Here is a 26,197-nt window from a genome sequence, read left to right as displayed (position 1 = left end):
GGCGCGCATATGAGCCGCCCGTCGTCGCTTCAACCTTGGCCCGCCCTTTTGGACCGGCCTTTAACGAGCATCTGAAATCATGGCCGCGCCAAACCTCACGACCACGCGCCCGTCGTCCTTGATCGAGGGCCCCGCCCTGGCCGACGAACCCGGCCTGGGGTTGCTGACCTTGCCGGGATATCTGGGCCAGATCGCCGATCGCTTCGCCGATCGGGAAGCCCTGGTCGCCCATCAACGCGATGGGAGCGTCACGCGCTGGACCTATTTGGCGCTCCAGGCGCATTCGTTCGCTGTCGCCAAGGCGCTGATCGCCGGCGGTCTGGCCAAGAATGGTCGGGTGGCTGTGCTGATGAGCAACAGGCCGGAATGGTTGGCCAGTGTTTTTGGCGTCACCTTGGCGGGCGGCGTCGCCGTTCCGCTCAGCACCTTCAGCACGCCCTCCGAACTGGCGCATCTGCTCCAGGTCAGTTGCGCCTCGACCGTGCTGCTCGAAGGCCGTGTTCTCAAAAAGGATTTCGTGGCGATTCTGTTGGCCATCGTACCCGCTCTTGGGCGAGGCCAGGCGCCGCCCCTGAGCGATCCGCTGTTTCCCTACCTGCGGCGGCTGGTGGTGGTTGGAGACGCGCCATCACCAGGCTTTGAGCGTTGGGAGTCCTTTTTGGCCGACGGAGCGCAGGTTTCCGACGCCATGGTCCAGGCGTGCGCCGGATCCGTCACGCCGGCCGATCCGGCCCTACTGTTTTTCTCCTCCGGATCAACGGGCAAGCCCAAGGGGATCGTCAATTCCCATCGCGCCGTGGCGATCCAGTGCTGGCGTTGGCCGCGCCTGCTGGGGTTGGATCGCGACGTCCGCTGCTGGTGCGCGAACGGCTTTTTCTGGTCCGGATCGTTTGGCCAGGCCGCCGCAGCGACGCTGTCGGCCGGCGGCTCGCTGGTTCTGCAGCCGACCTTCGACGCCGAGGAAGCCCTGCGGTTGTTCGAAGCCGAAAGGGTCACCACCGTCGTGGCCTGGCCTCACCAGTACGCGCAGTTCGCCGAGGCCCCCAGCTGGGACACGGTTGACCTGAGCAGCCTGCGTCACGTCAGTCGCGGCAGCACCCTGGCGGACCACCCGAGCGTCGATAGTGATTGGGACGAGCCGACCGCAGCCTACGGCGCGACGGAGACCTTTACGCTGAACGCGGCCTTTCCGAGCGGCACGCCTCGCGATCTGGCGAACGGAAGCCACGGCGTGCCCCTGCCAGGCAACAGCTTGAAGATCTTGGACCCGGCGACCGGCGAGACGCTGCCCCGCGGAGAGCCGGGTGAAATCGCGGTCAAGGGCCCCACCTTGATGATGGGCTATCTGGGTGTTCCGCTTGATGAAACGCTGGATGACCAGGGCTTTTTCCATACCGGCGACGGCGGCTATGTCGACGACGCCGGCCGATTGATCTGGGAGGGACGGCTCAATGACATCATCAAGACCGGCGGAGCCAATGTCTCGCCCATCGAGATCGATACGGCGCTGATCGGATGCGACGGCGTCAAGATGAGCCAGACCGTAGGCGTGCCCGACGACAAGCTGGGCGAGATCATCGTGACCTGCGTGGTCGCCGTGGAGGGCCGCGAGCCGAAGGAGACGGTAATTCGCGAATGGCTGCGGGCCAGGATCGCCAGCTACAAGGTTCCGCGCGTGGTGCTGTTCGTGACGCAAGAGGATTTGAGCTTTACGGGCAGCGCCAAGATCCGCACCGCCGCGCTTCGTGATTTCGTGATCCGCGGCCTGGAAACCCGGCTCACTTGATCGGGCGCGAATGGTCCGTGTGCTATGCGCGGGCCCCTCCGTTTTCATCCTGGCGACTGACCGGCCCCATCGCGCTTGATGCCGGCGATTCCGACCTGCGGCACGCGCGATCTGTTCTTGCCCAACGCCTTGCTGATGCATCGGGCGCCGCGCCCGGGGTGGAGGCTCGATGCATGTACGGAAGGTCTTTCCCGACGACGACTTTTCGGCGCATCCGAAGACCAGAAAGTGCTCGCCGAACAGGCCCGTTGATCTGCGAGATGCTGGACGGTCACGAGACCTCGTCCAGTTGCAGTTGGTGAAAAAAGGGCGGGCGCCGGCAGCGCCCGCCCCTGTCGTTGCGCGGCTGGGTGTCGTCAGCGCGCGCCGAAGGCGTAGCGAAGATTGATGCCGAATTCCCGGGGCGGAGTCGAATTGATGATCGAGTAGGTGCTCGTCGCCGTGGCGGCCACCGTCGTGAACGTCGGCAGCGTCAGTCGCTGATAGTTGGTCTGCGCCGGCGAGCCGACCGTCGTCGCCTTTTCGACGTTGAGCAGGTTCTTGGCGAACAACGAAAGCTCCCATCCGCGGGCAGGCGAGCGAGCCCCCAGGAACACGTTGAGCAGGCCGTAGCTTTTCACCTGGTCGTAGTTGAACGTCGGGTCGCCTTGCGAGTCCCCCAGGAAGGTGAACAGCCCACGCACATAGCCCTCGACATTGTCGTTGAGCGGCATGTGGAATTCGGTCTGCGCGGTGGCGCTGAACGGCGCCTGGAAAGCCGAGCGCTGGGTCACCTTGCAGGTCGAAAGGTTGTTGGCGCCGACGCGGGCCTGCAGTGCGGCCAGGGTTGGCGGCCCGGTCAGGGCGTCGGGTTTTCCGTCGCTGTTCAGGTCGTTACAGGGAACAACGCCGCCCTTGATCTTGCCCAGCGAATAACTGGCCAGGAGGCCTAGGTTCCAGTTCGGCGTGACGTTGTAGGCGGTCTCAAGCTCGACACCGTTCACCTCGACGGGGACCGGCGCCGCATAGGACAGCACCGCGACACCCGGGGTGATCGTAACGACGCCGCCGGTGACGGTCGCGCCGTAGTTCACGTAGTAGATGTTGTCGCTGCCCTTGTAGGGGAAGTTCTTGAACGTCTGATGATAGCCCGTGACGTTGAGGCGAAGCCGCTTGTCGAAGAATGAGCTCTTGAGGCCCAGCTCGTAGTTGCGCGAGGTTTCGGCGGGCAGATTGGTGAAAGACTTTTCGAGCGCTGAAGGCGCCACGCTGAAATCGCCGATCACGTTTGGGCCCACGCGACGTGACGTGCCCGTGTTGGCGTAGACCATCAGGTCGTCGCCGAAATTATGCTTGATCGACGCGGCATAGACCCAGCCCTTGTCGTTATAGCCTGGGGTCGGGATCACGGTGCTGCCCGCAATGGTCAGCGAGCCGTCGTCAGACTTCTGGTCGATGTGGCGCACGCCGCCGGACAGTTCGGTCGATTGGCCGATATGCGCGGTCAGATTGCCGAAGAAGGATGTCTCATAGAGCGGAACCGGCTTGATCACGATCGGCGTGGTCACGATCGTCGCCAATCCGCCGCCAAACGCAGCAGGCAGGAAGACGGGGGTGTCCTGAAGGTTGGTGACATGACTCTCGAGACGGCTGCGGAAACCGCCGATGACATAGTCGAACATGTCAAACAGCCGCTCTTCGTTCTGCAGCCTCAGTTCGTGAGAGGTAAACTTGCTGCTGGTCGGCGTGCGCTGATAGGAGTCCCGGCCGGGAATGAAGTTGGCCTGGTCGGCGTTGGTTCGCCCATTGACGTCCAGGGTGTAGTGCTCGCCCTGATAGATCAGGCGTTGCCCCAAATGGCTCAGTTCCGCGCGCCAGTTATAGACCTCGAATTTCTGACTGAAGGCGCGCGGCGTCTCCTCGATCGACTGGCGATCGCCCGGGTCAATAAGGGACGGGCTAGGCGCCGCGGCCGGATTGAAAAGGGAGAACGACGCATACTGGTCAAAGGAGCGGCTGCGGCTGTTCATCCGCTGGTAGACGCCCTCCAGGCGCAGGAAATCGGCGGGCGTGACCAGCAGGCTGACGCGGCCGCTTTCGGTGTGGTTGTTGGGGCCGCGCGTATCGCTGCCAGGGCCGGTCTGGATCGTGTGGACGCGGTTGCCTTCATTGTCCTCGATCGAACCGGCCACACGGAGCGCGGCGATCCCGTTGATGATCGGAATTCCGAAACCGCCATTGACGTTGCGCCCGCCGGTGTCCGAGGCGGTCACGCTGATATTGCCGCCCGGCCTGTAGAGGTCGGGCTTCTTGGTCGTTATAGTGATCGAACCGGACGGCGTGGCTTGGCCGCGCAACGTCCCCTGCGGCCCGCGCAGCACCTCGACCTGGCCGATGTCGTAGATGCTCTGCAACACGACCAGCGCCTGCAGCGGCGCATCGTTCTGGTAGAAAGCGACCGTCGGATTAGGACTGACATTGATGTCGTACTGGATGCCGCGCAGCTGGCCGCCGCCGCCGATGCCGTTGCTTTCGTTCTTCAGCTGAAGGCCCGGAACGATCGACTGAACTTCGTTGAAGTTGCGGATGTTGAGCTTGTTGACCGTCTCGGCGGTCACGACATCAACGACCTGTGGAACGTCCTGCAGCGCTTCGTCGCGACGCCGGGCGGTGACGATGATTTCGGTGACCGTGGAGGTCGGAGAGGCTGTCTGCCCGGCAGGAGCCGTCTGGGCGTAGGCCGCCCCGCCTAGCGCAAGGCTGCTGACCGAACACAAGACCATGGCGATGGTGGTACGCATAATCCCTCCCAATGTTTTTATTTGTTATCGAATTTGTGCTTTTGGCCTGACCACCTGTCAACCAGATACGTATTTTCTATTGTTCCAATTTTTGAAAACTGATCGGACCAAATGTCGAACAATTGGTTCGCTCGAGGAACGCTCCCTCGATCTTTCGGCCACGGCTGACGCGCGGCCTGCACCTGAAAAGCTCATCTTCATCCTGGGCCAGACCAAACGAGAACCCTGTTGCCCGCAGGCCTTTTCTGAGTTCATCCCGCGCCGTATGGCCGTTGCTAAGCAGCGCGTTATGGCGCGAGGCGCCGCCCGGCCTGGTAGGGAAACAAACCTTTCGATGCAGCAAGCATCGCCGGGACGATCCTTACCGAGCTCGGCTTTCGCCCCGCTTGGAACTGGCGACGACGGGATCAATTTTGAATTAGACTCTGCACTTCAGGCGCCTGAAACTGGTCAGACCGATTATCGAGAGTTAGGGCTTATGAGCGACGAAACATCCGCCGCCATCCGCGAGACGCGCAAGGACTGGATGACCGAGCATCGCGAGATGTATCTGCGATCCGGCGGCGCCCAAGGCCATATCATGGACATCAGCGCGGTCGGCGGGCATGCCTTTACGACGCATTGCATGATCAAATATGTCGGCCGCAAAACCGGCAAGGTGTTCATCACGCCCCTGATCTACGGCGACATCGGCGGCGAGGTGGTCATCTGCGCCTCCAAGGGCGGCGCTCAGGAAAATCCGGCCTGGTATCTCAATCTGCGGGAAGCCGAAGAGGTCGAATTTCAGGTTGGAACCCAGGCCTTTCGGGGAACTTGGCGTGAACCCGAAGGCGACGAACGCGCGAAGGTCTGGACCTTCATGGTCGAAGTGTTTCCGTCCTACGCGACCTACCAGGCCTCCACCGACCGGCAAATCCCGCTGATGATGCTCAAGCCGGTCACGCCGATTCCGGTGTTCAAGGAAGAGGACGCGACCGCCACGCGGCAGTTTTGAGGACCGGCCTGTTTGAGGTCGCCTCACACATCATGTCCATGTCCGATACGGAGCATGAGCACCGGACCCGGAGAATCCGTTGATTTGGCGATCCGCGCGATGCTCTAGCTGTTCGCCCTCTAGGACGGCTCGCCGGCCAAGAGGGCGGATCAGGCCCGAACTCCCGTCAGCTTGGCGGTGCCGAACAGGCCCATCTTCACCTTGCCAGTGAGCCGATCACCATCGATTTCGATCGCGTATTTGAGCGTGATCTTCATGGGCTTGACGACGTTCAGGTCGAAGTTCAAGCGCGCGCCCTCGACGACGCCGTTAAAGTCCTGCGCCCCGTCCGAGCTGGAGACCTCGCCCGACAGGGCGGTTCCATCGACATCGAAATGCAGCTTTATCTCTTGAGGGCCCATAGGCGTGGCCAGAACGCACTTCCAGTCGCCCGCCACAGAGGCTGGCGCGGCGAGGACCGCCGTCGGCGGCTCCGTCGCCGCGGCCGCCGGCGACAGATCCTCGCCTCGTGCGGCTTCCTTCTCCGCTGCGGCCTTGGCGGAAGCCGTTGCGGCGGCCTCCTGGGTCTTGGAGCGCCGATGTGCGGCGCGCGAGATGTCCTTGCCTTCCATTAGCGCCAGGATCTTGGACGGCGTCAGCGGCAGATCCAGGCAACGGGCGTTGAAGGGCCGCTCAGCATCGAACGGCGCCAAAGCGTCGGCGATGGCGTTGACCAGGGTTGGAGGCCCGATGATGGCTCCGCCCTCGCCCACCCCGCGAAACCCGCCCTCGGCCTTTGAGGGCGTGTTGGCGTGGACGAATTCGATCTCGGGAATGTCGGAGATCGCCGGCAGCAGATAGTCCTTGAAGGTGACGGTGGTGGGATTGCCGCGATCATCGTAGCCGAACTCTTCCAGCAGGACCGATCCGATCCCCTGGGCCAGGCCGCCGGCGATCTGCCCTTCGACCATGGCCGGATGGATGATCACGCCGCAGTCCTCGCTCGACACCCAGCGCTTGATCTTGACCATACCGGTCTCGGCGTCGACCTCGACGATGCAGGCATGAGCGGCGCTGGTGAAGGTCATCGGCGGTGGATTGTAGCGGTACTGGGCCGACAACCCGGTCTCCATGCCCGGCGGCAGGCGATCAGGCTGGCCATAGGCGATCTCGGCGATCTGGCGCAGGCTGCGGGTCATCTCCTCAGCGCCCCGGACCTTGACCAGGCCGTTCTCGATGCTGACGTCGTCGGAATTGGCGTTGAGCAGATGGGCGGCGACGCGCTTGATCTTGTCCTTGAGCAAGGCTGCGGACTTGATCGCGGCGCCGCCGCCGATCACGGCCTGACGGCTGCCGCCGGCCCCGGGGCTGAAGCCGCCGCGCGAGCTGTCGCCCTCGTGCACCGTGACGTCCTCGTAGGGCACGCCCAGTTCTTCGGCGAAGATCTGGGCCATCGTCGTCTGGGTGCCCTGGCCCTGGGAATGGGTGCTCATGACGGCGGTGATCTTGCCGGTCGGCTCGACCTGCACCTGGGCCAATTCCCCGGTCATCACGTCGATGCTGCCGGCTGCGCCGGTCGGCTCGATATAGGTCGCCACGCCCAGGCCCAGATAGCGCCCTTCCTTACGAGCGGCCGTCTGCTCGACGCGGAAGGCGGCCACGTCGACCACCTCCAGGAGCTTGTCCAGACATTCCACCGGGGTAATGTCCTCGACCGGCACGCCCATGATCGAGACCATGGGCTGGTCGCCCTTGGTGATCAGGTTGCGGCGGCGGATCTCGATCGGGTCCAGGCCGATCTCGCGGGCCGCCTGGTCGAGCAGCACCTCGCGCGCCAAGGACTCGATCGCCCACGGGCCGCGATAGGCCGCCATGCCGGCGGTATTAGAATACCAACCCTGGGCCTGAAAGCTGAAGGCGGGCATCTTGTAGGCCGACCACAGGAACATGACCACGGCGATGTTGCAGTCCGCGCCATGCGGATAGGCGCCGTTGTTGAGGTGATAGTCGGCGTGCGAGGCGATCAGTCGCCCGCTTTCGTCCAGAGCGATGCGCAGGGTCATTTCCTGCTCGCGCGCCTGGTTGGCGCCGACCAGGTTCTCCCAGCGATCTTCGATCCATTTGATCGGCAGGCCCAGAAGCATGCCCGCCGCGATGACCGACATCTCCTCCTTCCAGGGCTGGTTCTTCAGCCCGAAGGAGCCGCCGACGTCCTTGGCGATAACTCGGATGTTGGAGGGGGCCGGATCGAAGGCGAGGCTGAGATTACGTGCGATCAGGTGCGGGCTGGCGCAGGCGATATAGACGGCGAGTTCCTCAGGTCCCAGCGGGTTGACCACGACGCCGCGCGTCTCCATCGGCGACTGAGCGATGCGCTGGTGGCTGATCGTGCCCGTGACCAGATGCGCGGCTCCGGCCAACAAGGCCTCCAGCGCGTCATTGACCTCGTCCTCGCCCATGGCGGCGGCGATGTTGGACTCCGTGCCGGGATGGACGGGCGGGCCGGTGCGGGCGTCCTCGATCGTGACGACCGGGTCTTGCTCGTCATACTCGACCACCACCAGGCTGGCGGCGTCCTCGGCCAGATAGCGATCCTCGGCGATAATCAGCACAACCGGCTCGCCGACATAGGCGACATGGTCCTTGGCCAGGGGCGTGATCTCGATTTCCGGCGGGGCCAGGAAATAGTTCAGCATCTGAATCTTGAGCTTCGAGAGCAGGTCCTCGGCGATCATCACCGCCTGCACGCCTGGCATGGCTTGCGCCGCCGACAGGTCGATCGCGCGGATGCGGCCGCGCGCGATGGGGCTGCGCACGAAAGCGGCGTGCAGCATGCCCGGCACGACCACGTCATCGACGAATGTACCGCGTCCCGTCAGAAGGCGCCCATCCTCCTTGCGCGGTACGCGCTGGCCGACGAAACGGCCGGCGTTGATCGCGGCGCTCACGGCGTTTCTCCGTTCACCACCTGGCCGGCCAGGGCGCGCGCCGCACGGCGAATGCCCTGGTAACCCGTGCAGCGGCAAATATGGCCCGACATGGCGTCGAGCAGGGTCGTCTCGTCCGGATTGACCGCATCCGTCAGCGCGGCCATGGTCATCACAACGCCGGGCGTGCAGAAGCCGCATTGCAGGCCGTGGGCTTCGCGCAGGGCCTGCTGGGCGGGATGCAGGGCGCCGTCCGGACCGGCCAGTCCCTCGACCGTGGTCACGACCGCCCCGTCGGCCTGCACCGCCAACATCAGGCAGGATCGCACGGCCTTGCCATCGACGATCACGGTGCAGGCGCCGCAGACGCCATGCTCGCAACCGACATGGACGCCGGTCTTGCCCGCGTCGATGCGCAGGAAGTCGCTGAGCGTGCGGCGCGCCTCGACATTGGCCAGCCGTTTTTGCCCGTTGACGATCATCTCGATCCGGTGCTCGCTCATGCCGCCTGCCTCGAAGCGAGCGCGTCTTTCAGCGTCCGCGTGAAAATACGTCGCCCCACAGTCCGGCGATAATCGGCCGTGGCGTGGTGGTCATCGAACGGATCGGTCTCGGCGACCGCCAGATCGGCGACGCCGGCCAGGTTCAGGGCGTCCAGGGATTGGCCGATCAGGGCGGCCTCGGCCTTGCGCGCCTTGACCGGCGTGGCGCCCATTCCAAACCAGGCCAGGCCTGCGCGCGCGACCCGGCCGTCCCGCACGACCAGCGACCCGATCAGCCCGACCAGCGCGAAATCACCGGGACGCATCGTCACCTCGCGAAACAAGGTCACTGACCCTGGCGGCCAGTCGGGCACGTCGATCGCGGTGAGCAGCTCGTCAGGTTCGATCTGGGTGGCGTAGGGGCCCAGGTAGAAGTCCTCGGCGGCCAGGGTGCGGGTCCCGCGCATTGAGCGCAGTTCCAAGCTCGCTCCCAGCGCGACGGCCGCCGCCGGCGCTTCGGCGGCCGGTTCGCCGAAGGCGATCGAGCCGCCGATCGTTCCACGATTGCGCGTTTGGTGATGGCCGACATGTTCGATCGCCTGGACCAGGACCGGCAAATCGCGCCGGAGGGTCTGATCGGCGATAATGTCGTTCTGCCGGGTCATCGGGCCAATCCGCGTGCCCCCCGAGATGCGACTGACGCCCTGCAGTTCGGGGATGCGGTTGATGTCGACGAGGATGAAGGGCTGGCTCATGCGTAGGGCCAACAGCGGCATCAGCGTCTGACCGCCGGCGATCACCTGGGCGCCGCCGCCGGCCTCGGCCAGCACCCTGCAGGCCTCTTGGATGCTGGCGGGGCGGACATAGTCGAACGGCGCGGGCTTCATCGCCGCCCCGCCAGAATCTGCGCCAGCGTCGCCTCATCCAGCACGAGCGTGATCGCAGAGGTTCGCCGGCCAAATTCGAAACCCGCAGCGGCGACGATCACCACCAGCAGCCCCACCGCCAAACCCGTCCAGTCCGATCCCGTCCCGCCGCCGCGACCAACGAGGAAGCCTGTCAAGGCCGTCACAACCAAGGCCAGGATCCAGGCCACGGGCAATCCGCCCGATGGCGGCGTCGCCGCCGTCCACCCTGGAACGCTCGCGACCGAAGGCGGGGCGGCGGCCTGGGCCTTGTCCGCCTCAGGCGAGGCCGCGCCGGTCACCTGTTCATTGAATTTCGAAAAGAACTTCGCCGAAAGCTGCCTGGCGGTCGCTTCAATGATAGGTCCGCCCAGCTGCGCGAGCCGACCGCCAATCTGGGCGTCGACCGCGTAGTTGAGGATCGTGGCCTGGCCGTCGGGCGTCAGGGAAACCTTGGCCGCGCCTTTGGCCGAACCGGCCATGCCGCCATTGCCCTCGCCCACGATCGTGTAGCCGCTGGGCGGATCAAGATCGGTGAGCGCGACCGCGCCCTCAAAACGGGCTCCGATCGGGCCGATCTTGATCTCCACCGACGTCTTCAAGCGGTCAGGACCATCCCGCTCGAGCGATTGGCAGCCCGGAATGCAGCGCCGCAGAACGTCGGGATCATTGAGCGCACGCCACACCGCTTCGCGCGGAGCGGCGATGTGTTGTTGGCCGGAAATTTCCATTCAAGATCTCTCCCGATGCAACCAGGGCCGTGTCGCGGGCCGAGCAAACGCTGTTGTCGCGTCAGTTCAGATATCGCCCGCCGTTCACGCTTAGCGTGTGGCCCGTGACGTAGTCGGCCTCGTCGCTGGCCAGATAGGCCACCGCCGCGGCGATATTCTCTGGCCGGCCGGGGCGCTTCATCGGCGTCATCGGAGCGTAGACATCTATGTCAACCGGCGACTCGCGCAGGCCTTCGGTGTCGACAAAGCCCGGCGGCACATTGTTCACGGTGATGCCGCGCGCGGCATATTCGATCGCCAGGCCTTTGGTCAGGCCGATCACGCCGCCCTTGGACGCCGCATAGTGGGCGTGCAGGCCCGAACCGGCCTGAGCCGCCGAAGAGGAAATATTGATGATCCGCCCCCAGCCGGCCGCCAGCATGTCGGGGATGATCGCCTTGCAGCACAGAAACGGCCCCTTCATGTTGACCGTCATCAGCTCGTCCCAGGCCGGTTCTGTGAGATCCTCGAACTTGACGAAGGGCGACAGGGCCGCGTTGTTGACGAGGATGGTGACGGGCCCCAATGCCTGGTGCGTTTGGGCCAAGGCTTGGGCGATCTGATCGGCCTTTGAGGAATCCCCGCAGCAGGCGACGCTTTTTCCGCCCGCCTCGCGGATCGTCGCGGCGGTAGCCTCCGCGCCGTCGAAATTCAAATCCCATGCCGCGACCGACGCGCCGTCCTGGGCCAGTCGCAGAGCAATTGCTCGACCCAGCCCTCGGGCCGCGCCCGTAACGACCGCAACTCTCCCGATTAACGACATAGGACCTCCCAGACGCAGTGTTCTTGTTGAATTGGCCATACCGATTGTAAGTTTTCGGCGGCGCGCTAATTGCGAACATTTGTAAGGGGATATAGCGTCAATTGGAAAGAGGCGGTCCGACCAATTACGTAGAGATCGCCGGGACGTTGGGGAGACGGACCGAGGCATGACGACCCAGTCGGCCATACCGGCTCAGACGCTGGCCTATATTGAGCGTCGCGAGGATGAGATTCTTGGCCACCCGCCGCGGATCCCGCCGTTGGACCGCGAGTCGGTCGCCGACGCGGTCCAGGAATCGACGCGAAAGCTCCGTGGCGCATTGTTCGCCAACACTCCGCCGCTTCCTCTGGAGGTGATCCCTGAGATCATGTTCATGCTGTGTCGCCACCAGACGCTGTGGGATGCGGTGATGGCGCTGTCGATGCAGTTGTTCGACTCTCCATTGCTGCCGCCGCGAGACCGGCAACTGGCGGTTCTGCGCACCGGCTGGCTGTTGGGCGCGCCCTACGAGTTTGGCGAGCACGTCGAGCGCAGCAAGAAGGTCGGCGTCACCGCCGAGGAAATCGACCGGATCGTCGAGGAAGGTTCGACCTGGTCGGGCTGGAGCGAACATGACCGGGCGATCTTGCGGGCGGCCGAGGAGTTGCGCGCGGAGGCGATGATCAGCGACCAGACGTGGGCGACGCTGGCGACCAGCTATTCCGAGGCGCAACTTTTCGAGCTGTGCGTTCTGATCGGCCAGTTCACCAACGTCGCCTATTTTCAGAACGCGCTGAGATGCCGCCTGGAGCCCCGAAATCCGGGGCTCGCGGCACGATGAGGCGGTGGTCGAAAGCGCCTGCAAATCCGGAGAAACGGTTATGAGCGACATGGAAACACGACTGGCCGAGATCGAGCGCCAGCTTCGCTATCTGAACGATCGGCGTGAGATCGAGGACGTCGTTCACAGTCACGCGCGCGGCCACGATCGTTTTGATTCCGAGCTGATGACGGCCTGCTATCATGATGACGGCGTGGACGAGCACGGCAGCTGGGCGGTGCATCTGGGCCCCGATTACGCCGCATGGTCCAACAAGACCCATGACGGCGGGTCGATCATGTGCATGCACAACATCACCACGCACAACTGCGAGATCAACGGCGACGAGGCCCATGCCGAGAGCTACGTGCTGGGCGCGATGCTCAACAAGGACGGCGAGACCTGTCGTTTCCTAAACGGCCGCTATGTCGACCGGCTGGAACGGCGCGACGGAGTATGGCGGATCGCGCTGCGCCGCTGCACGGTCGATGTCGTCCTGAAGGGAGATTCCTCGATCATGAAGACCGAACTCTTCAAGAAGTACGGCATGATCAAGGGCACGCGCGGCAAGGACGACCTATCCTACAACCGCCCGCTGACGATGGAGGATCCTGTCGATCGGTGGTGACGCGCGGCGGGCAGGCGCGACGATCAGACGCGACGGTCAGGGCGGCGCCTGACCGCTTTGCCCATCGCCCGCCCCAGTCGCATTGAGAAACAAAGCCCAAAAGGACCAAAAGGCGATCAGCATGGTGCATTCCATCGCGCCGACCTCGCCAAAGGCTTCGACAAGACGCGCAAAGAGCGCGTCCGACACCGTGCTGGCCACCACGTTCTCCGCATACTCCATCACCAGACGCTGATGAGGGCTGAAAAGATCGCTGGTGCGCCAAGTGACCAGAGCGCGCTGCCTTTCGGCGTCGAGACCGGCGGCCTGGGCCACAGAGGTCCTGGCCGCAAAGGCGTAGGCGCATCCCAGCTTCAGATTGACCGTTTGGATCGCCAGCTCGCGCAGATCGGCGCGCGCGCACCAGCCCAGCTTGCCGGCGACAAAGCCGCTCATGTCGGCCAGCCGTCCCGCCAGCGCCGGATTGAGCGCAGCGATCGCGAGGCCCGCGTGCTTGTCGTCTATGCAAGGCTCGGCGACGCCGGGATACAGATCCTCGAAAAATGCGCAAAGCGCCCTCCTGGTCGCCAGGTCCGGCGCGCCAGGATAATCGCCGGGGCGAAAAATTGGGGTCAGCCGCGGCATGGGGCTCTCCAAACTGGTCAACCAATTGCTTTGCCCACTATGCTGGGCGCGCCACCCGCCCGGCAAGACGTGGGGGTATGGGTTGAAACGAGGCCGGCATGATCAAGCAAATGGTGTTCCTGAAGAAACGCACGGACATGACCATGGAGGCCTTTCTTCAATATTATGAAGAACAACACTCCCAACTTTCCAAGAAAATGGGCGCCAAGCCCGCCCTTCCCAACGCCCAGCGTTATGTCAGACGCTATATTACGCCAGAAAAGAATCCTCTTACGGGAGAAATTATTCACCCAGGATACGACTGTATCATGGAAATATGGTGGAATAGCCGGGAAGATTTCGAATCCGCCATGCGGGGACTTTCAGACCCGGCGATGCTTGAGCACCGCCTGGCCGACGAACTCAAGCTGTTCGCGACCAACAGCAACCCGGTCTGCACTGTTGAGGAACACGACTCGCCCGTTGGGCCCGAAAACAAAATCCCTCGCTGGATCGACGCTCAAGCGCAGTAGAGCGCGCCCCGTTCGGATGAATCGGGTGGAGAACGTTGTTCGAAGTCGACCAGTCGGGTAATATTGGTAAAACAAGTTAGGGAACTGGAAAATGCCGATCGGAAAGGTGCTCGACCCCACCGCGGCCGGGCTGGTCGACAACGCCAGCCCCGGGCCTGACGCCGGCCCGCTCACGGGCAAGCGCATCGGCATTCGCGTCGATCAGATCTGGCGCTCCTGGGACTGGATCAGCGAGCAGTGGGACGAGAAATTTCGCCAGGCCGGCGCTACGGTAAGCTACTGGCGCTCGTGCGGTCGCTCCGGCGAAGAGGGCGAGCGGATGGACGCCGAACTGCGCACCTGGCTTGGGACGATCGACGTGGCGGTCGTGGGCCTGGCCAATTGCGGTTCCTGCACCGGCTGGACGATCCGCGACGCCATCGCTTGCGCCAATGCCGGCCTGCCCACGGTGGCGATCGCCACCAAGAACTTCGAAGATTTCGCCCACACCATCGCCGCGCGAGGCGGGCGCTCGGGCCTGCGCGTGCATGTGCTGCCCTACCCGCTCAACGAGCGTGAGCGCCAAGAGGTCAACCAGATCGGCGAGGCCTATTACGCCGGCCTGCTCAAGATCATGGGCGCGCAACTCCAGGCCAAGCAGGATGCGGCATGAACATCGTCAAGATCAAGCCGGCGGCCAATCGGCGTATCGATCCGATCAAGCCCCTGGTCAGTCGCGACTGCGGCCCCGACGCCTGTGAAATCGACTGGCTGACCAGCCGCCGGGTCGACACCGAACTGGACGTCGAAGCCTTCACCGCCTTCTCGCTCCAACAGGGTTGGGGCGATGGCCTGCCGATGATCCCTCCGACCGAAGGCCGGGTGCGCGCCTTCCTCGCCAGGAGCGATCGCTTTCCCGACGAGGTGGTCGCGCATCTGCCGCCCTCCAACGCCGAATGCACGGTGGAGAAAATCGTCATCAATGCGGTGATGGCCGGGGCGCCGGCGGAGTCTCTGGAACTGCTGATCGCCGCCATCGGCGCGATCGCCGATCCCGATTTCGAGCTCTACGGCGTCAACACCACGACCGCACCGGTCTTTCCCGCCTTCGTCGTCAACGGCCCGGTGCGCCAAGCGCTCGACATTCCGTTCAGCTACGGCTGTTTCGGCGGAGTAGCGACCCGCGCGGCGTCGATCGGCCGGGCGCTGCGACTGATCCTTCGCAATGTCGCCGGCCAGGTCGCCGGCGTTACTTCCCAGACCACCTTCGGATCGCCCGGCCGTATTTCGGGGATTGTTGTCGGCGAATGGGAGGAACGCTCGCCCTGGGCGCCTCTGGCCGAGCGCCGGGCGGGCGTCATTGGCAATGCGGTGACCTCATTTGGCGCCATGGGCACGATGAACATCCTGGACACCACGTCGCAGCGCGCGCGTCATTTCCTGGAAATGATCGGCAAGTCGCTGATTTTTCCAGGTAATAATTGCTACTCGCCATCGATGCCGTTCGGCGAGGTGATGGTCGCGCTGAACCCGATCTGCGCCGACATCATCGTTGAGGACATCAAGGCGATCAAGGACGTCCAGGAGTGTCTGTGGCGCTATGCGGCCATTCCGGCCGACTGGCTGCAACCGCTGCACCGCGAGCAGCTTGAAGCGCAAGGTCGCGTGCGTGAGGACGGCAAAATCTACCTGACCCCCGAACCCAAGGACATGCTGCTGTTTGTGGCCGGAGGGTTGGGCGGCCTGCACGCCACGGCCCTGCATACGTTCGGCAGTTCACTGTCCCAAACCCGCGCCATCGCCGAGCCGCAGCCGGCGCAAGCCGAACACGCGGCCCAATAGGCGTCAAACCGTCCCGGGCGCTTCGGCGCTGGGCGGTCACGGCAAGGTCACCTCGCCCAAATGCTTTGACGAGGGGAGCGATCATTGCGCCGGTCACGGCGATGGCGATCTCGAACCGGGCCTTGCCGCCCATGTGCGGATCACAGCGCCACCCGCAGTCCCACCCGCACCATGCGCGGGGCGGCATAGCCCTCCACGCCGTCGGCCGTGCGCGACGTCTGGATTTCGGCGTCCAGCAGGTTGTCGCCCGCCAGGTACACCGTCACCAGCGGCCGCACCCGCCAATCCAGTCGCGCATCCAGCCGCCAGGCCGGGTCGAGCACGCGGCTGTTCAAATCGTCCTCGAACCGCTTGCCCTCCCAGGTCAGGTCGGCGTCCAACACCAGATCCTCGCGCAGTTCGGCCGACCAGCCTGCCGTGGCGCTCCAGACCGGGGCCTGGGCCGGGCGCTTGCCGGTCAACTGCGGAGCGGTCGAACCGCCATCGAGGCGCGCGTCGGTGACCGACAGGGCCGAGGTCAGGGTCACGGGCCCGATCTTGCGCTCGGCCCTCCCCTCCAGGCCGAAGGCGTCTATGCGGCCGGCGTTCTGGCGCTGGCGCAGCACGCCTCCGGCCGGGATGAAGCCGCCGATCGGGAAGGTTCCCGGTCCCGCGCCCAGGGTGACATTGACGATCGGGTCCTCGATCCGGTTCCAGAACGCCGTGGCCTCGACCAGCCCCTTGGCCCCCTTGTGCGAGACGCCGGCCTCCAGACCCCCAAGGCGCTCGGGTTTCAAGGCGGCGTTGGCCTCGGTCACGTCGTTGCCCACCCGGAACGGACGATAGAGCTCGTTGAGCGTCGGGGGTCGAAAGCTGGTATAGCCGGCCGCACGGAGCACCGCGCCGCCCAGCTCGCGGGTCACGCCCAGGCGGCCGCTGACCACCTCGCCGCCGCGGTCGGCCGGATGCTGGTCCAGCAGCACGGCGCCGGTGGCCAGGAGCCGCTCGACCCGGAAGCCGTCGGTGTTTCGCCAGTGGTCCAGCCGCAGCCCGCCGGCCGTCAGCCATGGCCCGCTAGACCACGAGCCGTCGACATAGGCCCCGACCACCGAGGCCTTGCCGCCCGCCACGCGGCCTCGCGTAAAGGCGCCGCGCGAATAGCTGTAGCGCTCGCGCTCCTCGCCGTCGGCGAGGCGGGCGTCGGCGCCCAGTTCCCATTCGACGCCGCCGAGCTTCTGACGCAGGGCGCCGTTCACACCCCAGCCCGTGGCGGGGGTCTTGTCCTGGCTATTGGCGGGCGTGGCGCCGGCCCGGTCGGCGGCCACCGAGACGGAGCTGTTGAACAGGTCGCTGGTCCGCCGCCAGGCCTGCAACCGCCAACCCAAGGCGGCGCCGCGCGGCGTTCGGACCAGGGTGGCGCTGAACACCTCGCCCGAGGCGTTGGCTCGCGCGCCCGCCAACCCCGCCCCGCGATCCTCCTCGAAGAATCCGCCACGCAGCGACAACAGACCCAGGCGCGTGGCCATGTCGACGCGGCCGGAGATGCTCTTGGCTGCAAGATCGGTCCTGGTGTCGGCCGCGCCTTGGGCCGGACCACGTACCGGCGCATAGCCATCGGACTTGTCGTAGGAGGCCGCGCCGAACAATTCGAGGTTACCCAAGGTCGACACCGCCGCCGCCGAGGCGCGCTGCGATCCCGATCCGCCGGCCCAGACATCGGCGGCGACGCCCGCATCGCGTTCCTTCAGGCCGATGACCCCGGTCAAGGCCCCTGCCCCGTATGGCCCTGCTCCAGCGCCGCGCACGATATCCACACCGGTCAGGGATTCCGGCGCCAGTTGGGACCAGATCACCCAGCCCCCGAACGGGTCGTTCAGCGGCACGCCATCCAGGGTGACCAAGGTCCGCCCCGCGCCCGACGGCGCGATGGCCCGCAGGCTGATCCCCTGGGTCGTGGGATTGGCCGACAGGCTGGACGTGCGACGGAACAACGAGACGCCCGGCGTGCGGGCCACCGCTTCGTCAATCCGCTGTGACTTGGCCAGATCGCTCTTGCCCAGGTGAACGATCGAGAAAGCCGCATCCGCCGCCGGTGGCGGCAAGCGGGCGGCGGTGACGATCACCTGCTCGACGGAAGGCGGCGTGTCGAAGGGCATGGAAAGTCCTTGCTGGAAGTCGATGTCGAGTGATCCCGTCGCCCATCGCAAGCACGTCCCGATCAAGGCGCCGCCCAGGTGCACGGGCGACTTCTTGGCCGGTCGCAATTTACGCCAACCGGGTTGGACACGGGGGCATGGCCCCCGCTCTTCACCAGACCAGCGGAACCGCTTTTGGGCCGATAACGCCGCCCGGCCAGTAGGAGATTTCGGCGTCGGACTTCAGGGCGAAATCGGGGATCCGACGCAGCCATTCCTGCAGGCCAATCTTGATCTCGAGCCGGGCAAGATGCGCGCCCATGCAACTGTGGACGCCACCGGCGAAGGCCAGGATCGGTTTGCGCGGTCGATCGAAATCGATCCGCATCGGATCAGGAAAGATGTCCGGGTCGTAGTTGCAGGCCGGCAGCAGACTGTTGAGCTTTTCTCCGGCCTTCATCTTGACGCCGCGCAGCTCGACATCCTGCCTGAGGGTCCGGCCCGAAAACGTCACCGAAAAGGCCCGCAGCAGTTCCTCGACCTGGCCCGAAGCGTTTTCCGGATGGGTGATGATCTCACGGCGTCGATCCGGATTACGGGCAAGCCAAACCCAGATGTTGTTGAGCGTCGCAAAGACGGTGTCGAGCCCGGCGATGAACAGGAAGAAGGTGAAGCCGAAAATCTCCCGCTCCGTCAGGGCCACGCCATCCGGCGCGGCGTGGACGATCGCGCTGACCGCCCCGGCGTCGGGCTTGTCGGTCTTTTCCCTGATGACCTGGGCCAGATAGGCCTCGATCCCGCGCATGGCGGCTGCGGCCTTGGTGCGATCCATGGCGTGCAGCAGGTCCATGGCCCACCCAACGAAGGTGTCGCGCATGTCCTGCGGCAAACCCATGAAGTTGAGAAAGACCGATACCGGCATCGGCCGTCCAAAATCGGTGGTGAACTCGCATTGCCTCTGATCGATGAAGCCGTCGATCAGTTCGTTGGTGAGGCTTCGGATATAGGTCTCAAGGTCGGCGACCGCGCGCGGAGACAGCATGGGGTCCAGGATCGCCCGGTATTTGCGGTGATCGGGCGGGTCGATCTCCAGTGGGATCATCATGAAATAGTTGTCGGGGTCACGCGGAAACGGCGTGGCGCCCAGGGTCGTGAAGAGCTCGGGATGACGCAGCGCGAAGAACGCATCCTCGTGCTTGATCGTCATCCAGCTGTTCCCGATCGCCGGGCTGGCGTTGTAGAAGATCGGGGGATGGGTCTGGTGCAGGCTGGCCATGAATTCATGCGGTGCGGCCAGAAATTCGGCGCCCACCGTCACGCCCGTGTCAAAGACCAGTTCGGGGGGAACGTGCGGCGGGATGGCGACGGCGCCTGGAACGCTGGGTCCGGCCATGTTCAGTCTCCTTGCTGATCAATGCTCAGTATTGCTGCTTGGGCATATGCACCGTCAGGCCTTCCAACGCGGCGGTCATGACGATCTGGCAGCTCAGTCGGCTATTGGGCTGTTGCGATTGCGCGGCGCCTTCGAGCATGGCGCGTTCGTCATCGGTCGCGGGGGGCAACTGGTCTAGCCAAAGCACGTCGACATAGCAGTGACAGGTCGCACAGGCCAGACCGCCCCCGCACTCGCCGACGATCCCTTCCACCCCGCTATAGACCGCGCCGCGCATGACGTTTTCGCCGCTGGCGACATCGACGGTTTGGACATCGCCGTCGAAGGACACGTAGTTGACGCAAGGCATTGGCATATCTCGAAAATGCTGCGCCGACGGGCGCTGAAAATGCAGTTTGCAGGGGCCGCGCGGCCAAGCAATAAAAGACGCGAAAAGCCCGCTTTCTTCGCTTGACCGATATCCGAGCGCGGCAAATGGCATATTGGCTATGCGGACGCCGCGCGGGCCGCTAAATCGGTCAACCCGCACGACGCCATGATGGTGATCGAGAAAGGTAAGACCAGTGGCAGTCAGCTCCCCTCGTAAACCGGCCAAACGGCGCGTTTCGACCAAGTCGGCCAGCCCTGACCAGCCGCTTCGGCTGTACAAGAAGGTCGTGCGCCAACTGGTCGCCGATCTGCGCTCGGGCAAGTACGCCGTCGGAGACCGCCTGCCTGGCGAGCGCGAGTTGGCCATCGCCCATGGCGTCAGCCGTCCGGCCGTGCGCGAAGCGGTTCTGGCGCTTGAGGTCCGCGGACTGGTCGAGGTGAGGATCGGCTCGGGCACCTATGTCGTGCGTCTGTCCGAATCTGATGAGCCCGATTTTACGATCAGCGCCTTCGAGGCGATGGAGGCGCGCCTGCTTATCGAGGGCGAAGCCGCCGCCTTGGCGTGCCTGCAGATCACCGAAAGCGAAATCGCCGAGCTGGACGGGCTGGTCGCCAGGATCGCGGTGGGCAATCGCAACGGCACCTCCACCGAAGAGGCCGAAGCGATGTTTAGCCAGGTGCTGGCGCGCGCAACGCGCAACGGTGCGATTGAAAAGCTTCACGGCCAGCTGTGGCAGTTGCGGTTTACCTCTCCGGAATGCGCTTTGCTGCTCGAAAAGGCGCGCGCGGCCAATGTTCGGCCCGTGGTCGATGAGTACACCGCCATTGTCGAGGCCATGCGCCGGCGCGACCCGGCCGCGGCGCGCACGGCGATGCGTGCGCATCTGAATGCGGTGATCGATCATCTGCTGTTTGCGATCGAGGAAGAGGCGGTTGCGGCCGCACGACAATCGGTGCTGTCGACGCGCAAGCGTCATGCCCGGGTCGCCAACCTTTGAGGTCGGCGTCCGGGGCTCACGCCCCAGACGCCTTGAACCCTCAGGCGCGCTCTGGCGACGCGACATGGGTTTACATGCCCTTTGCGGCTGCGGCTGCGGCTGCGGCCCCGGCGGGCGCGGCGCCGGGCTTGCCGCCGGCTGCGGCGGTCTGCAGGGCGACGGCGCGAAGATAGTAGCGAATATCCTCAATCGCGCTGTCGCTCAGTTGCGGGAAGGCGGGCATGCCGTTGAGCTTGAGCGCGCCGTTCTTGACGATCGCGTGCATGGCCGCCTCGTCGTGAATGACCCCGGAATAGCGCAGGTCCGGAGCCGCGCCGCCGCCGATGGCGTTCATGCCGTGACAGGCGATGCATCCCGTCGTCGCAAACGCCATGCCGCCTGTCTGAGCGCGCGCCGCATCCGGCCGGAACTGGGGGTCAGGCGCGATGATGCGATCGGGCATGGTGAAGGCCGGCGTCGCATCCTTGCCGTCCAGCGCGAAGGTCAGGACTTGGCGGGGCAAGGCATAGTCGGTGCGATAGGCCGCATTGCCGGTCGCCAAGATCCCGCCGCCTTGCGAGCCGCTGCCCGTCAGGACGGTGATATATTGCTTGCCATTGACGCGGTAGGAGATTGGCGGAGCTACGACCGGCGCATTGGTCTTATAGGACCAGACCTGCTTGCCGGTCTTGGCGTCATAGGCCACCAGACGACTGTCGATCCGCCCTTGGAAGACCAGGTCGCCAGCCGTGGCCAGCACCCCGCCCGGCCAGACGCCTGGCGTCTCAATTTGCCAGGCCACCTTCTGTTTGACCGGATCCCAGGCCTTCAGGAAGCTTTTGCGACTGCCTGGCAGCGGTGCGTCGGGCACCATGGTCGCGCCGATGCCGGCGGCGGGACCGACCATGCCAGGCTGCGGCGGTCCGATCAGCGCGCCCATCTCGATCACCGGAATATAGACCAGGCCGGTGCGCGGGCTGTAGGCCTGAGGCAGCCAACTGTGCGCCCCTTGCGGGCCGGGCCACAGTTCGAACATGCCTGGATGGTCCTGATAGCGGATGCCGGGATTTTCGACCGGCCGCCCGGTCTTGAGATCGATCCGGTCAGCCCAGGTTACCTTGGCGTATTTCTCGGCCGACAGCAGTTCGCCGGTCTTGCGGTCAAGGACATAGAAGAAGCCGTTCTTGGGCGCCTGCATGAGCACTTGGCGCGTCTTGCCGTTGATGGTCACGTCCGCCAGCGTCATGTCCATGGTGGCGGTGCAATCCCAACCCTCCTGCGGACAGACCTGATAGTGCCAGACATAGGCGCCGGTGTCGGCGTTGACCGCGACGATCGAAGCCAGGAAGAGATTGTCGCCGCCCCCGGGGCTGCGCAGTTTGGGATTATATGGAAAGCCATTGCCCACCCCGACATAGATGAGGTTGAGCTTGGGGTCGTAGCTGAACGAGTTCCAGGCCGTGCCGCCCCCGCCCTTGCCAAACCAGTCGCCCTTCCAGGTCGGCCGACTGACCTGCTCGGCCTTGGTGTCGATGGGCTTGGAAGGATCCCCGGGCACCGTGTAGAAACGCCACAGCCGCTTGCCGCTCATGGCGTCATAGGCGCTGACATAGCCGCGGATCGGGCTGACGTCGGCGCCGCCATGGCCGATGATCAGCTTGCCGCCGAAGATGCGCGGGGGACCGTTGGTGTTGCGCAGTTCGTTCAGGCCGTATTCGCGCTGCTGCCACAGCGGCCTGCCGGTCTTGGCGTCCAACGCGATTACCCGACCGTCGGTCGTGACCAGGAAAACCCGCCCGTTCCAATAGGCGATGCCCTTGTTGCCATAGTACATGTGCAGCGGGCTCTGGGCGATCTTGCGGGTCTTGGCGTCATATTCCCAGAGCAGCTTGCCGCTGGCCGCGTCGAAGGCGCGAATGAACGAATTGCCGGTCGTGGTGAAAAGCTTGCCCTCGCCCGTCACCGGGGCGGAAACCGTAAAGCCCGGCTCCAGATCATAGTGCCAGGCCAGCTTCAGTCGATCGACGGTCTTTAGGGTGATGTCTTTGAGGGGGCTGAAATGTTGTTCGCTGCCCGTGCGACCAAAGCTGGGCCAGTCGTCGGCCTTGACGCTGGTGTCGCTGTCGGCGCCGGGCGAGATCCGATGGCAGGCCGATAGAGGCAGAAGCAGCATGAGAGCCAGGAGGCTTGCCCGCCCCGTGGCCGATTTGCGGATGGATTTCATCATGCTCGCGGCCCCCTATCGCCGTTCCCGCCCTGTCGCTGCTATTGTCAGACCTGCAGCTCTTATATACCAACCAGTCGGTAGTAATTCCTATGAGTAAGGGAAACTGAATGGCTATGTCCAGCCGGATTCGCGTACGGGAAGATCCAGCCGTCAGACGGGCGCAGATCATCGACGAGGGCGTCCGCCTGATCGGACAGCATGGCTTCAATGGGTTCACCCTGCAGGCCTTGGCCGGACGGTGCGGTCTGTCGAACGCGGGCCTGCTCCATTACTTCGGTTCCAAGGATGAGTTGTTCCTGGCCTTCCTGGGCGAGCTTGAACGTCAGGACAGCGAGGTGTTGGCGCCGCTGGTGGCCAGGGCCGGCGGCAAGGCGGACGCCGCCTCTTCGCGTGCGGTGATCGCGGCCTTCTTTCGGGCGCTGTCGGGGCGCTTTCTCCGACGCCCCGAACTGGCGCGCTTTGCGATCATGTTGCAGTGCGAGTCGATTGATCCGACGCATCCGGCGCACGACTGGTTTCTCGATCGTGAGGCGCTGGCTCACGACATGTTCGTCTCGCTGCTCACTGGCCTGACGCCTGATCCGCAATCGGCTGCGCGCCAGCTTTTAGCGTTCACCAACGGTTTGGCTCAGCAATGGCTTCGCTCCAACCGGGCGTTTGACCTGGCGCTGGAGTGGGACAAGGCTGTCATGGCGGTATTGCCGGTTCTGTTCGAGAACACCCCGGCCGAGGCTTAGTCAGCCGGCGCGCCTCGCCCCCGGGGCGGCGACCCTGGCGGATCGCCGATCGTCGCCAGGCCCGGCTTGGCCGCGATCACCGGCGCGCTCGCCGCAAGGCGCCGCCCGCCGGCGCCGCGTCGATCAGGCGTTGCTGTTCAGGATCGCCACAGGAGCGAAGGGCGGCAGGTCGCACAGTTCGCCGATGTCCTCGCCGGCTTTCTGCGTGCTCCAGAGGTAATATCCGACCAGTTCCAGACGGGTTGGCCAGCATGCCGCGCACCGCTGCTTGAACAGCACGACCCGCCGCCCACGGAACGCGCCGCATGGCCATATCCGCCTCGGCGATATTTGGTCGGACCGATATGCATCAAACTGCCTGACCGACTAGCGTGGCTGGTAACTCCAATGCATGGAAGCCAGGAGCCGCGACCCCACCACCATGACCGCACGACAGGGAGAAACCTGTGCAGGACAAAGCACCCGTTGTTCTGGTGACCGGCGCCAGCCGAGGGGCCGGTCGGGGGATCGCGATCGGCCTGGGCGCCCATGGCTGCACGGTCTATGTGACAGGCCGGTCGGAAAAGGCGGGCGACGCCACCCTGCCCGGCACCATCTATGAAACCGCTGAGGCTGTCACGGCGGTCGGCGGCCAGGGGATCGCCGTTCGCTGTGATCATGGCGACGACAGGGATGTCGAAGCGCTGTTCGAGCAAATCCGCCGCGAACAGGGACGACTTGACCTGTTGGTGAACAACGCCGCGTCGATCTATGACGAGCTGACCCACCCCGGTCATTTCTGGGAAAAGCCCTTGAAGCTGGCCGACATCATCAATGTCGGCGTGCGCAGCAGCTATGTGGCCAGTTGGCTGGCCGCGCCGATGATGGTTGAGCAGGGCAAGGGCTTGATCGTCTTCACGTCCGGCTCAGGGGCCGTCCATTATGTTTATGGACCCGGCTACGGCGCGCACAAGGCCGGCGTCGACAAGATGGCCGCCGACATGGCTGTGGATTTCAAGGGCAGCGGCGTCGCCACCCTGTCGGTCTGGATGGGCGCGCTGCTCACCGACCGGCTTCAGATGGTGATGGACTCCGATCCGATGAAATACGCCTATCTGAAGGACACGGTGGAAACCCCCGAATTTACGGGCCACATCATTTGGGCGCTGCTTAACGACCCCAAGATCGCGGAGCTTTCGGGCCAGACGGTGATTGGCGCGGAGATGGCGCGGACCTATCGCCTTCTCGATCAAGGCGGACGCCAGCCGCCCTCGCCCCGCGACACCGCCGGCATCGCCCCGCATGTCCAGCATCCCCGCATCATCCGCTGACCGCCGACGCATGGGGGCGCGCCTTGTGGTCGCTCGCGTGCACTAGGGCCCGAGGGGCGCCCGAGCGTGAACCAGCGCAAATTCCGAAACCCTGGATGTTCAAGACATGGCCCTCACGCTCGACTGCTCCGATATCGACCAGTACCTGGGGCGTCCGTTGGACGGCTCGCCGTTGCGCGAGCCGATCGGCAACAACGATATTCGCCGCTGGGTGCACGCCATGCACTATCCCAACCTCCTGCACTATGACCCTGCGTTTTCCGCCGCGAGCCGCTTTGGCAAGCTGATCGCGCCCCAGTCCTTCCCGATCGCCACTGACGATGGGCATGGCGCGGCGCCGGCCTGTGTGGGTTGCATCCCCAATTCGCACCTGCTGTTTGGCGGAGACGAATGGTGGTTCTATGGTCCGCGCGTCCAGGGCGGCGACATCATCAGCAATGAACGCATTCCGCTGGACTACACGGTCAAGGAGACCAAGTTCGCCGGACCGACCTGTTTTCAGCGCGGCGACAACAACTATCGCAACCAGAACGGCGAGATGATCGCCCGGCAGCGCTCCACGACGATCCGCTACCTTGCCGAAGCGGGACGCGAAAACACGTCTCCCGGCGACGCTGAGGATCCCATCTGGTCCGACACTGAGCTTGAGGTCCTGGAGCAGCGTAAGTTCGAATGGATTCGGATGCTCCACGATCTGGGTCATGCCCCCCGGCGCTGGAACGACGCCAAGCTCGGCGACCAGCTGCCCGAACGCGTGATTGGGCCCCACACCATCGCCAGCTTCACGACTGAATGGCGCGCCTACCTGGTCAATATCTGGGGCACCATGGATCTGAAGGCGAACGATCTGGAAGCGCTGGGCTTCACGCGCGAGATGGCCGGCTACGAAAACGATCCGACCATGCAACTGGTCAATCCCGAACTGACCGACGGCGCCTATTATGGACCCTCGCGCGGCCACCTCTTCCCGCGCTGGGCGCGCCGGATCGGCATGCCGCGCTCCTATGGCTATGGCGCTTCCATGGGATCTTGGGTCACCGACTATCTGGCCGGCTGGGCCGGCGAATGGGGCATGGTCGTCCATTCCAAGGCGTCGTATCGGGGACCGGCCTATACGGGCGACATTACGATCCTCAACGGCGAGATCATCGACAAGCTGGTGGACGAGAACGGCCGCGCGCTGGTGCAGATCGACGTCAAGATGACCAACCAACTGGGCACGGTCCTCGCGACAGCCAAGGCCGAGGTTCAACTGCCTTCCGGCTGATCGTAATTTGGCGCCGAGCCGCGCGGGGGGCTC

Annotated in this window: 23 protein-coding genes; 11 read left to right on the top strand and 12 right to left on the bottom strand. The window is 64.7% G+C overall.

What is annotated here, in order from left to right; all coding sequences use genetic code 11:
- Window positions 1-79 precede the first annotated feature (79 nt).
- Window positions 80-1,786 (top strand): class I adenylate-forming enzyme family protein, encoded by a 1,707-nt coding sequence (locus tag ACIPQB_RS04960; RefSeq protein ID WP_446484104.1) that lies wholly within the window; start codon window positions 80-82, stop codon window positions 1,784-1,786.
- 356 nt (window positions 1,787-2,142) lie between these two features.
- Here ACIPQB_RS04960 and ACIPQB_RS04955 read toward each other — a convergent pair whose 3' ends face one another.
- On the bottom strand, window positions 2,143-4,566 hold the full coding sequence (locus tag ACIPQB_RS04955) for a TonB-dependent receptor (RefSeq protein ID WP_446484103.1): 2,424 nt from the start codon (window positions 4,564-4,566) through the stop codon (window positions 2,143-2,145).
- Between ACIPQB_RS04955 and ACIPQB_RS04950 the strand changes: the two genes are divergently transcribed.
- Complete coding sequence (locus tag ACIPQB_RS04950) at window positions 4,547-5,560, top strand: nitroreductase/quinone reductase family protein (protein ID WP_446484102.1); 1,014 nt, start codon at window positions 4,547-4,549, stop codon at window positions 5,558-5,560. The genes ACIPQB_RS04955 and ACIPQB_RS04950 overlap by 20 nt on opposite strands.
- 149 nt (window positions 5,561-5,709) lie before the next feature.
- Here the strand turns inward: ACIPQB_RS04950 and ACIPQB_RS04945 are convergent, their stop codons facing one another.
- The 5 genes from ACIPQB_RS04945 to ACIPQB_RS04925 form a co-directional block, all read right to left on the bottom strand.
- On the bottom strand, window positions 5,710-8,487 hold the full coding sequence (locus ACIPQB_RS04945) for a xanthine dehydrogenase family protein molybdopterin-binding subunit (RefSeq protein WP_446484101.1): 2,778 nt from the start codon (window positions 8,485-8,487) through the stop codon (window positions 5,710-5,712).
- Entirely contained in the window at window positions 8,484-8,969 is a 486-nt protein-coding gene (locus ACIPQB_RS04940; protein ID WP_446484100.1) for a (2Fe-2S)-binding protein, read from the bottom strand. Before ACIPQB_RS04940 ends, ACIPQB_RS04945 begins: the two co-directional genes overlap by 4 nt.
- Window positions 8,966-9,835: an FAD binding domain-containing protein gene (locus ACIPQB_RS04935; RefSeq protein ID WP_446484099.1), complete on the bottom strand. Its 870-nt coding sequence runs from the start codon at window positions 9,833-9,835 to the stop codon at window positions 8,966-8,968. Before ACIPQB_RS04935 ends, ACIPQB_RS04940 begins: the two co-directional genes overlap by 4 nt.
- Complete coding sequence (locus ACIPQB_RS04930; protein WP_446484098.1) at window positions 9,832-10,584, bottom strand: CoxG family protein; 753 nt, start codon at window positions 10,582-10,584, stop codon at window positions 9,832-9,834. The genes ACIPQB_RS04935 and ACIPQB_RS04930 overlap by 4 nt, the downstream gene beginning before the upstream one ends.
- Window positions 10,585-10,645: 61 nt before the next feature.
- Window positions 10,646-11,425: an SDR family NAD(P)-dependent oxidoreductase gene (locus ACIPQB_RS04925; protein WP_446484097.1), complete on the bottom strand. Its 780-nt coding sequence runs from the start codon at window positions 11,423-11,425 to the stop codon at window positions 10,646-10,648.
- A 127-nt stretch (window positions 11,426-11,552) separates the two neighbouring features.
- Between ACIPQB_RS04925 and ACIPQB_RS04920 the strand changes: the two genes are divergently transcribed.
- Both ACIPQB_RS04920 and ACIPQB_RS04915 read left to right on the top strand, forming a co-directional pair.
- The gene (locus ACIPQB_RS04920; protein WP_446484096.1) at window positions 11,553-12,206 is read left to right on the top strand and encodes a carboxymuconolactone decarboxylase family protein; all 654 of its coding nucleotides are present in this window, start codon (window positions 11,553-11,555) and stop codon (window positions 12,204-12,206) included.
- 40 nt (window positions 12,207-12,246) lie between these two features.
- Complete coding sequence (locus ACIPQB_RS04915) at window positions 12,247-12,813, top strand: nuclear transport factor 2 family protein (protein ID WP_446484095.1); 567 nt, start codon at window positions 12,247-12,249, stop codon at window positions 12,811-12,813.
- A gap of 36 nt (window positions 12,814-12,849) precedes the next feature.
- On the opposite strand, the gene ACIPQB_RS04910 is transcribed toward ACIPQB_RS04915, so the two are convergent.
- On the bottom strand, window positions 12,850-13,437 hold the full coding sequence (locus ACIPQB_RS04910; RefSeq protein WP_446484094.1) for a carboxymuconolactone decarboxylase family protein: 588 nt from the start codon (window positions 13,435-13,437) through the stop codon (window positions 12,850-12,852).
- A gap of 98 nt (window positions 13,438-13,535) precedes the next feature.
- On the opposite strand from ACIPQB_RS04910, the gene ACIPQB_RS04905 reads away from it, so the two are divergent.
- The 3 genes from ACIPQB_RS04905 to ACIPQB_RS04895 all read left to right on the top strand — a co-directional run bounded on the left by ACIPQB_RS04905 (window position 13,536) and on the right by ACIPQB_RS04895 (window position 15,770).
- On the top strand, window positions 13,536-13,949 hold the full coding sequence (locus ACIPQB_RS04905) for an EthD domain-containing protein (RefSeq protein ID WP_446484093.1): 414 nt from the start codon (window positions 13,536-13,538) through the stop codon (window positions 13,947-13,949).
- A gap of 91 nt (window positions 13,950-14,040) precedes the next feature.
- Complete coding sequence (locus tag ACIPQB_RS04900; protein WP_446484092.1) at window positions 14,041-14,601, top strand: UGSC family (seleno)protein; 561 nt, start codon at window positions 14,041-14,043, stop codon at window positions 14,599-14,601.
- Complete coding sequence (locus ACIPQB_RS04895; RefSeq protein WP_446484091.1) at window positions 14,598-15,770, top strand: hypothetical protein; 1,173 nt, start codon at window positions 14,598-14,600, stop codon at window positions 15,768-15,770. Before ACIPQB_RS04900 ends, ACIPQB_RS04895 begins: the two co-directional genes overlap by 4 nt.
- Window positions 15,771-15,910: 140 nt before the next feature.
- Here the strand turns inward: ACIPQB_RS04895 and ACIPQB_RS04890 are convergent, their stop codons facing one another.
- From ACIPQB_RS04890 to ACIPQB_RS04880, 3 genes are all read right to left on the bottom strand, one after another.
- Window positions 15,911-17,905: a TonB-dependent receptor gene (locus ACIPQB_RS04890; protein ID WP_446484090.1), complete on the bottom strand. Its 1,995-nt coding sequence runs from the start codon at window positions 17,903-17,905 to the stop codon at window positions 15,911-15,913.
- A gap of 151 nt (window positions 17,906-18,056) precedes the next feature.
- The gene (locus ACIPQB_RS04885; protein ID WP_446484089.1) at window positions 18,057-19,277 is read right to left on the bottom strand and encodes a cytochrome P450; all 1,221 of its coding nucleotides are present in this window, start codon (window positions 19,275-19,277) and stop codon (window positions 18,057-18,059) included.
- A 25-nt stretch (window positions 19,278-19,302) separates the two neighbouring features.
- Window positions 19,303-19,890, bottom strand: coding sequence for a 2Fe-2S iron-sulfur cluster-binding protein (locus ACIPQB_RS04880; protein WP_446484088.1), 588 nt, complete (start codon window positions 19,888-19,890; stop codon window positions 19,303-19,305).
- Here ACIPQB_RS04880 and ACIPQB_RS04875 point away from each other — a divergent pair.
- The gene (locus ACIPQB_RS04875) at window positions 19,841-20,644 is read left to right on the top strand and encodes a FadR/GntR family transcriptional regulator (protein ID WP_446484087.1); all 804 of its coding nucleotides are present in this window, start codon (window positions 19,841-19,843) and stop codon (window positions 20,642-20,644) included. The two genes, ACIPQB_RS04880 and ACIPQB_RS04875, sit on opposite strands and share 50 nt — an antisense overlap.
- Before the next feature lie 70 nt (window positions 20,645-20,714).
- On the opposite strand, the gene ACIPQB_RS04870 is transcribed toward ACIPQB_RS04875, so the two are convergent.
- Window positions 20,715-22,796 (bottom strand): PQQ-dependent dehydrogenase, methanol/ethanol family, encoded by a 2,082-nt coding sequence (locus tag ACIPQB_RS04870; RefSeq protein ID WP_446484086.1) that lies wholly within the window; start codon window positions 22,794-22,796, stop codon window positions 20,715-20,717.
- Window positions 22,797-22,957: 161 nt separating this feature from the next.
- Here ACIPQB_RS04870 and ACIPQB_RS04865 point away from each other — a divergent pair, with 161 nt between their 5' ends.
- Window positions 22,958-23,587: a TetR/AcrR family transcriptional regulator gene (locus tag ACIPQB_RS04865; RefSeq protein WP_446484085.1), complete on the top strand. Its 630-nt coding sequence runs from the start codon at window positions 22,958-22,960 to the stop codon at window positions 23,585-23,587.
- Window positions 23,588-23,710: 123 nt separating this feature from the next.
- Here ACIPQB_RS04865 and ACIPQB_RS04860 read toward each other — a convergent pair whose 3' ends face one another.
- Entirely contained in the window at window positions 23,711-23,866 is a 156-nt protein-coding gene (locus ACIPQB_RS04860; protein WP_446484084.1) for a hypothetical protein, read from the bottom strand.
- A 167-nt stretch (window positions 23,867-24,033) separates the two neighbouring features.
- Here ACIPQB_RS04860 and ACIPQB_RS04855 point away from each other — a divergent pair, with 167 nt between their 5' ends.
- Together ACIPQB_RS04855 and ACIPQB_RS04850 are read left to right on the top strand one after the other, a co-directional pair.
- The gene (locus tag ACIPQB_RS04855; RefSeq protein WP_446484083.1) at window positions 24,034-24,897 is read left to right on the top strand and encodes an SDR family NAD(P)-dependent oxidoreductase; all 864 of its coding nucleotides are present in this window, start codon (window positions 24,034-24,036) and stop codon (window positions 24,895-24,897) included.
- A 106-nt stretch (window positions 24,898-25,003) separates the two neighbouring features.
- Entirely contained in the window at window positions 25,004-26,164 is a 1,161-nt protein-coding gene (locus tag ACIPQB_RS04850) for an FAS1-like dehydratase domain-containing protein (protein ID WP_446484082.1), read from the top strand.
- The last annotated feature ends 33 nt before the right edge of the window (window positions 26,165-26,197 follow it).

The sequence above is a fragment of the Caulobacter sp. LARHSG274 genome, from assembly GCF_052871235.1.
The sequence above is the reverse complement of the archived record's forward strand: the minus strand, read 5'-3'. Positions and strand labels throughout refer to the sequence as shown.

Coding starts and splice junctions, on each gene's coding strand:
- ACIPQB_RS04930 (WP_446484098.1), bottom strand. CDS start 10,584: ATGGAAATTTCCGGCCAACAACACATCGCCGCTCCGCGCGAAGCGGTG.
- ACIPQB_RS04895 (WP_446484091.1), top strand. CDS start 14,598: ATGAACATCGTCAAGATCAAGCCGGCGGCCAATCGGCGTATCGATCCG.
- ACIPQB_RS04935 (WP_446484099.1), bottom strand. CDS start 9,835: ATGAAGCCCGCGCCGTTCGACTATGTCCGCCCCGCCAGCATCCAAGAG.
- ACIPQB_RS04910 (WP_446484094.1), bottom strand. CDS start 13,437: ATGCCGCGGCTGACCCCAATTTTTCGCCCCGGCGATTATCCTGGCGCG.
- ACIPQB_RS04885 (WP_446484089.1), bottom strand. CDS start 19,277: ATGGCCGGACCCAGCGTTCCAGGCGCCGTCGCCATCCCGCCGCACGTT.
- ACIPQB_RS04920 (WP_446484096.1), top strand. CDS start 11,553: ATGACGACCCAGTCGGCCATACCGGCTCAGACGCTGGCCTATATTGAG.
- ACIPQB_RS04870 (WP_446484086.1), bottom strand. CDS start 22,796: ATGCTGCTTCTGCCTCTATCGGCCTGCCATCGGATCTCGCCCGGCGCC.
- ACIPQB_RS04915 (WP_446484095.1), top strand. CDS start 12,247: ATGAGCGACATGGAAACACGACTGGCCGAGATCGAGCGCCAGCTTCGC.
- ACIPQB_RS04960 (WP_446484104.1), top strand. CDS start 80: ATGGCCGCGCCAAACCTCACGACCACGCGCCCGTCGTCCTTGATCGAG.
- ACIPQB_RS04950 (WP_446484102.1), top strand. CDS start 4,547: ATGGCGATGGTGGTACGCATAATCCCTCCCAATGTTTTTATTTGTTAT.
- ACIPQB_RS04890 (WP_446484090.1), bottom strand. CDS start 17,905: ATGCCCTTCGACACGCCGCCTTCCGTCGAGCAGGTGATCGTCACCGCC.
- ACIPQB_RS04940 (WP_446484100.1), bottom strand. CDS start 8,969: ATGAGCGAGCACCGGATCGAGATGATCGTCAACGGGCAAAAACGGCTG.
- ACIPQB_RS04905 (WP_446484093.1), top strand. CDS start 13,536: ATGATCAAGCAAATGGTGTTCCTGAAGAAACGCACGGACATGACCATG.
- ACIPQB_RS04900 (WP_446484092.1), top strand. CDS start 14,041: ATGCCGATCGGAAAGGTGCTCGACCCCACCGCGGCCGGGCTGGTCGAC.
- ACIPQB_RS04955 (WP_446484103.1), bottom strand. CDS start 4,566: ATGCGTACCACCATCGCCATGGTCTTGTGTTCGGTCAGCAGCCTTGCG.
- ACIPQB_RS04850 (WP_446484082.1), top strand. CDS start 25,004: ATGGCCCTCACGCTCGACTGCTCCGATATCGACCAGTACCTGGGGCGT.
- ACIPQB_RS04865 (WP_446484085.1), top strand. CDS start 22,958: ATGGCTATGTCCAGCCGGATTCGCGTACGGGAAGATCCAGCCGTCAGA.
- ACIPQB_RS04925 (WP_446484097.1), bottom strand. CDS start 11,425: ATGGCCAATTCAACAAGAACACTGCGTCTGGGAGGTCCTATGTCGTTA.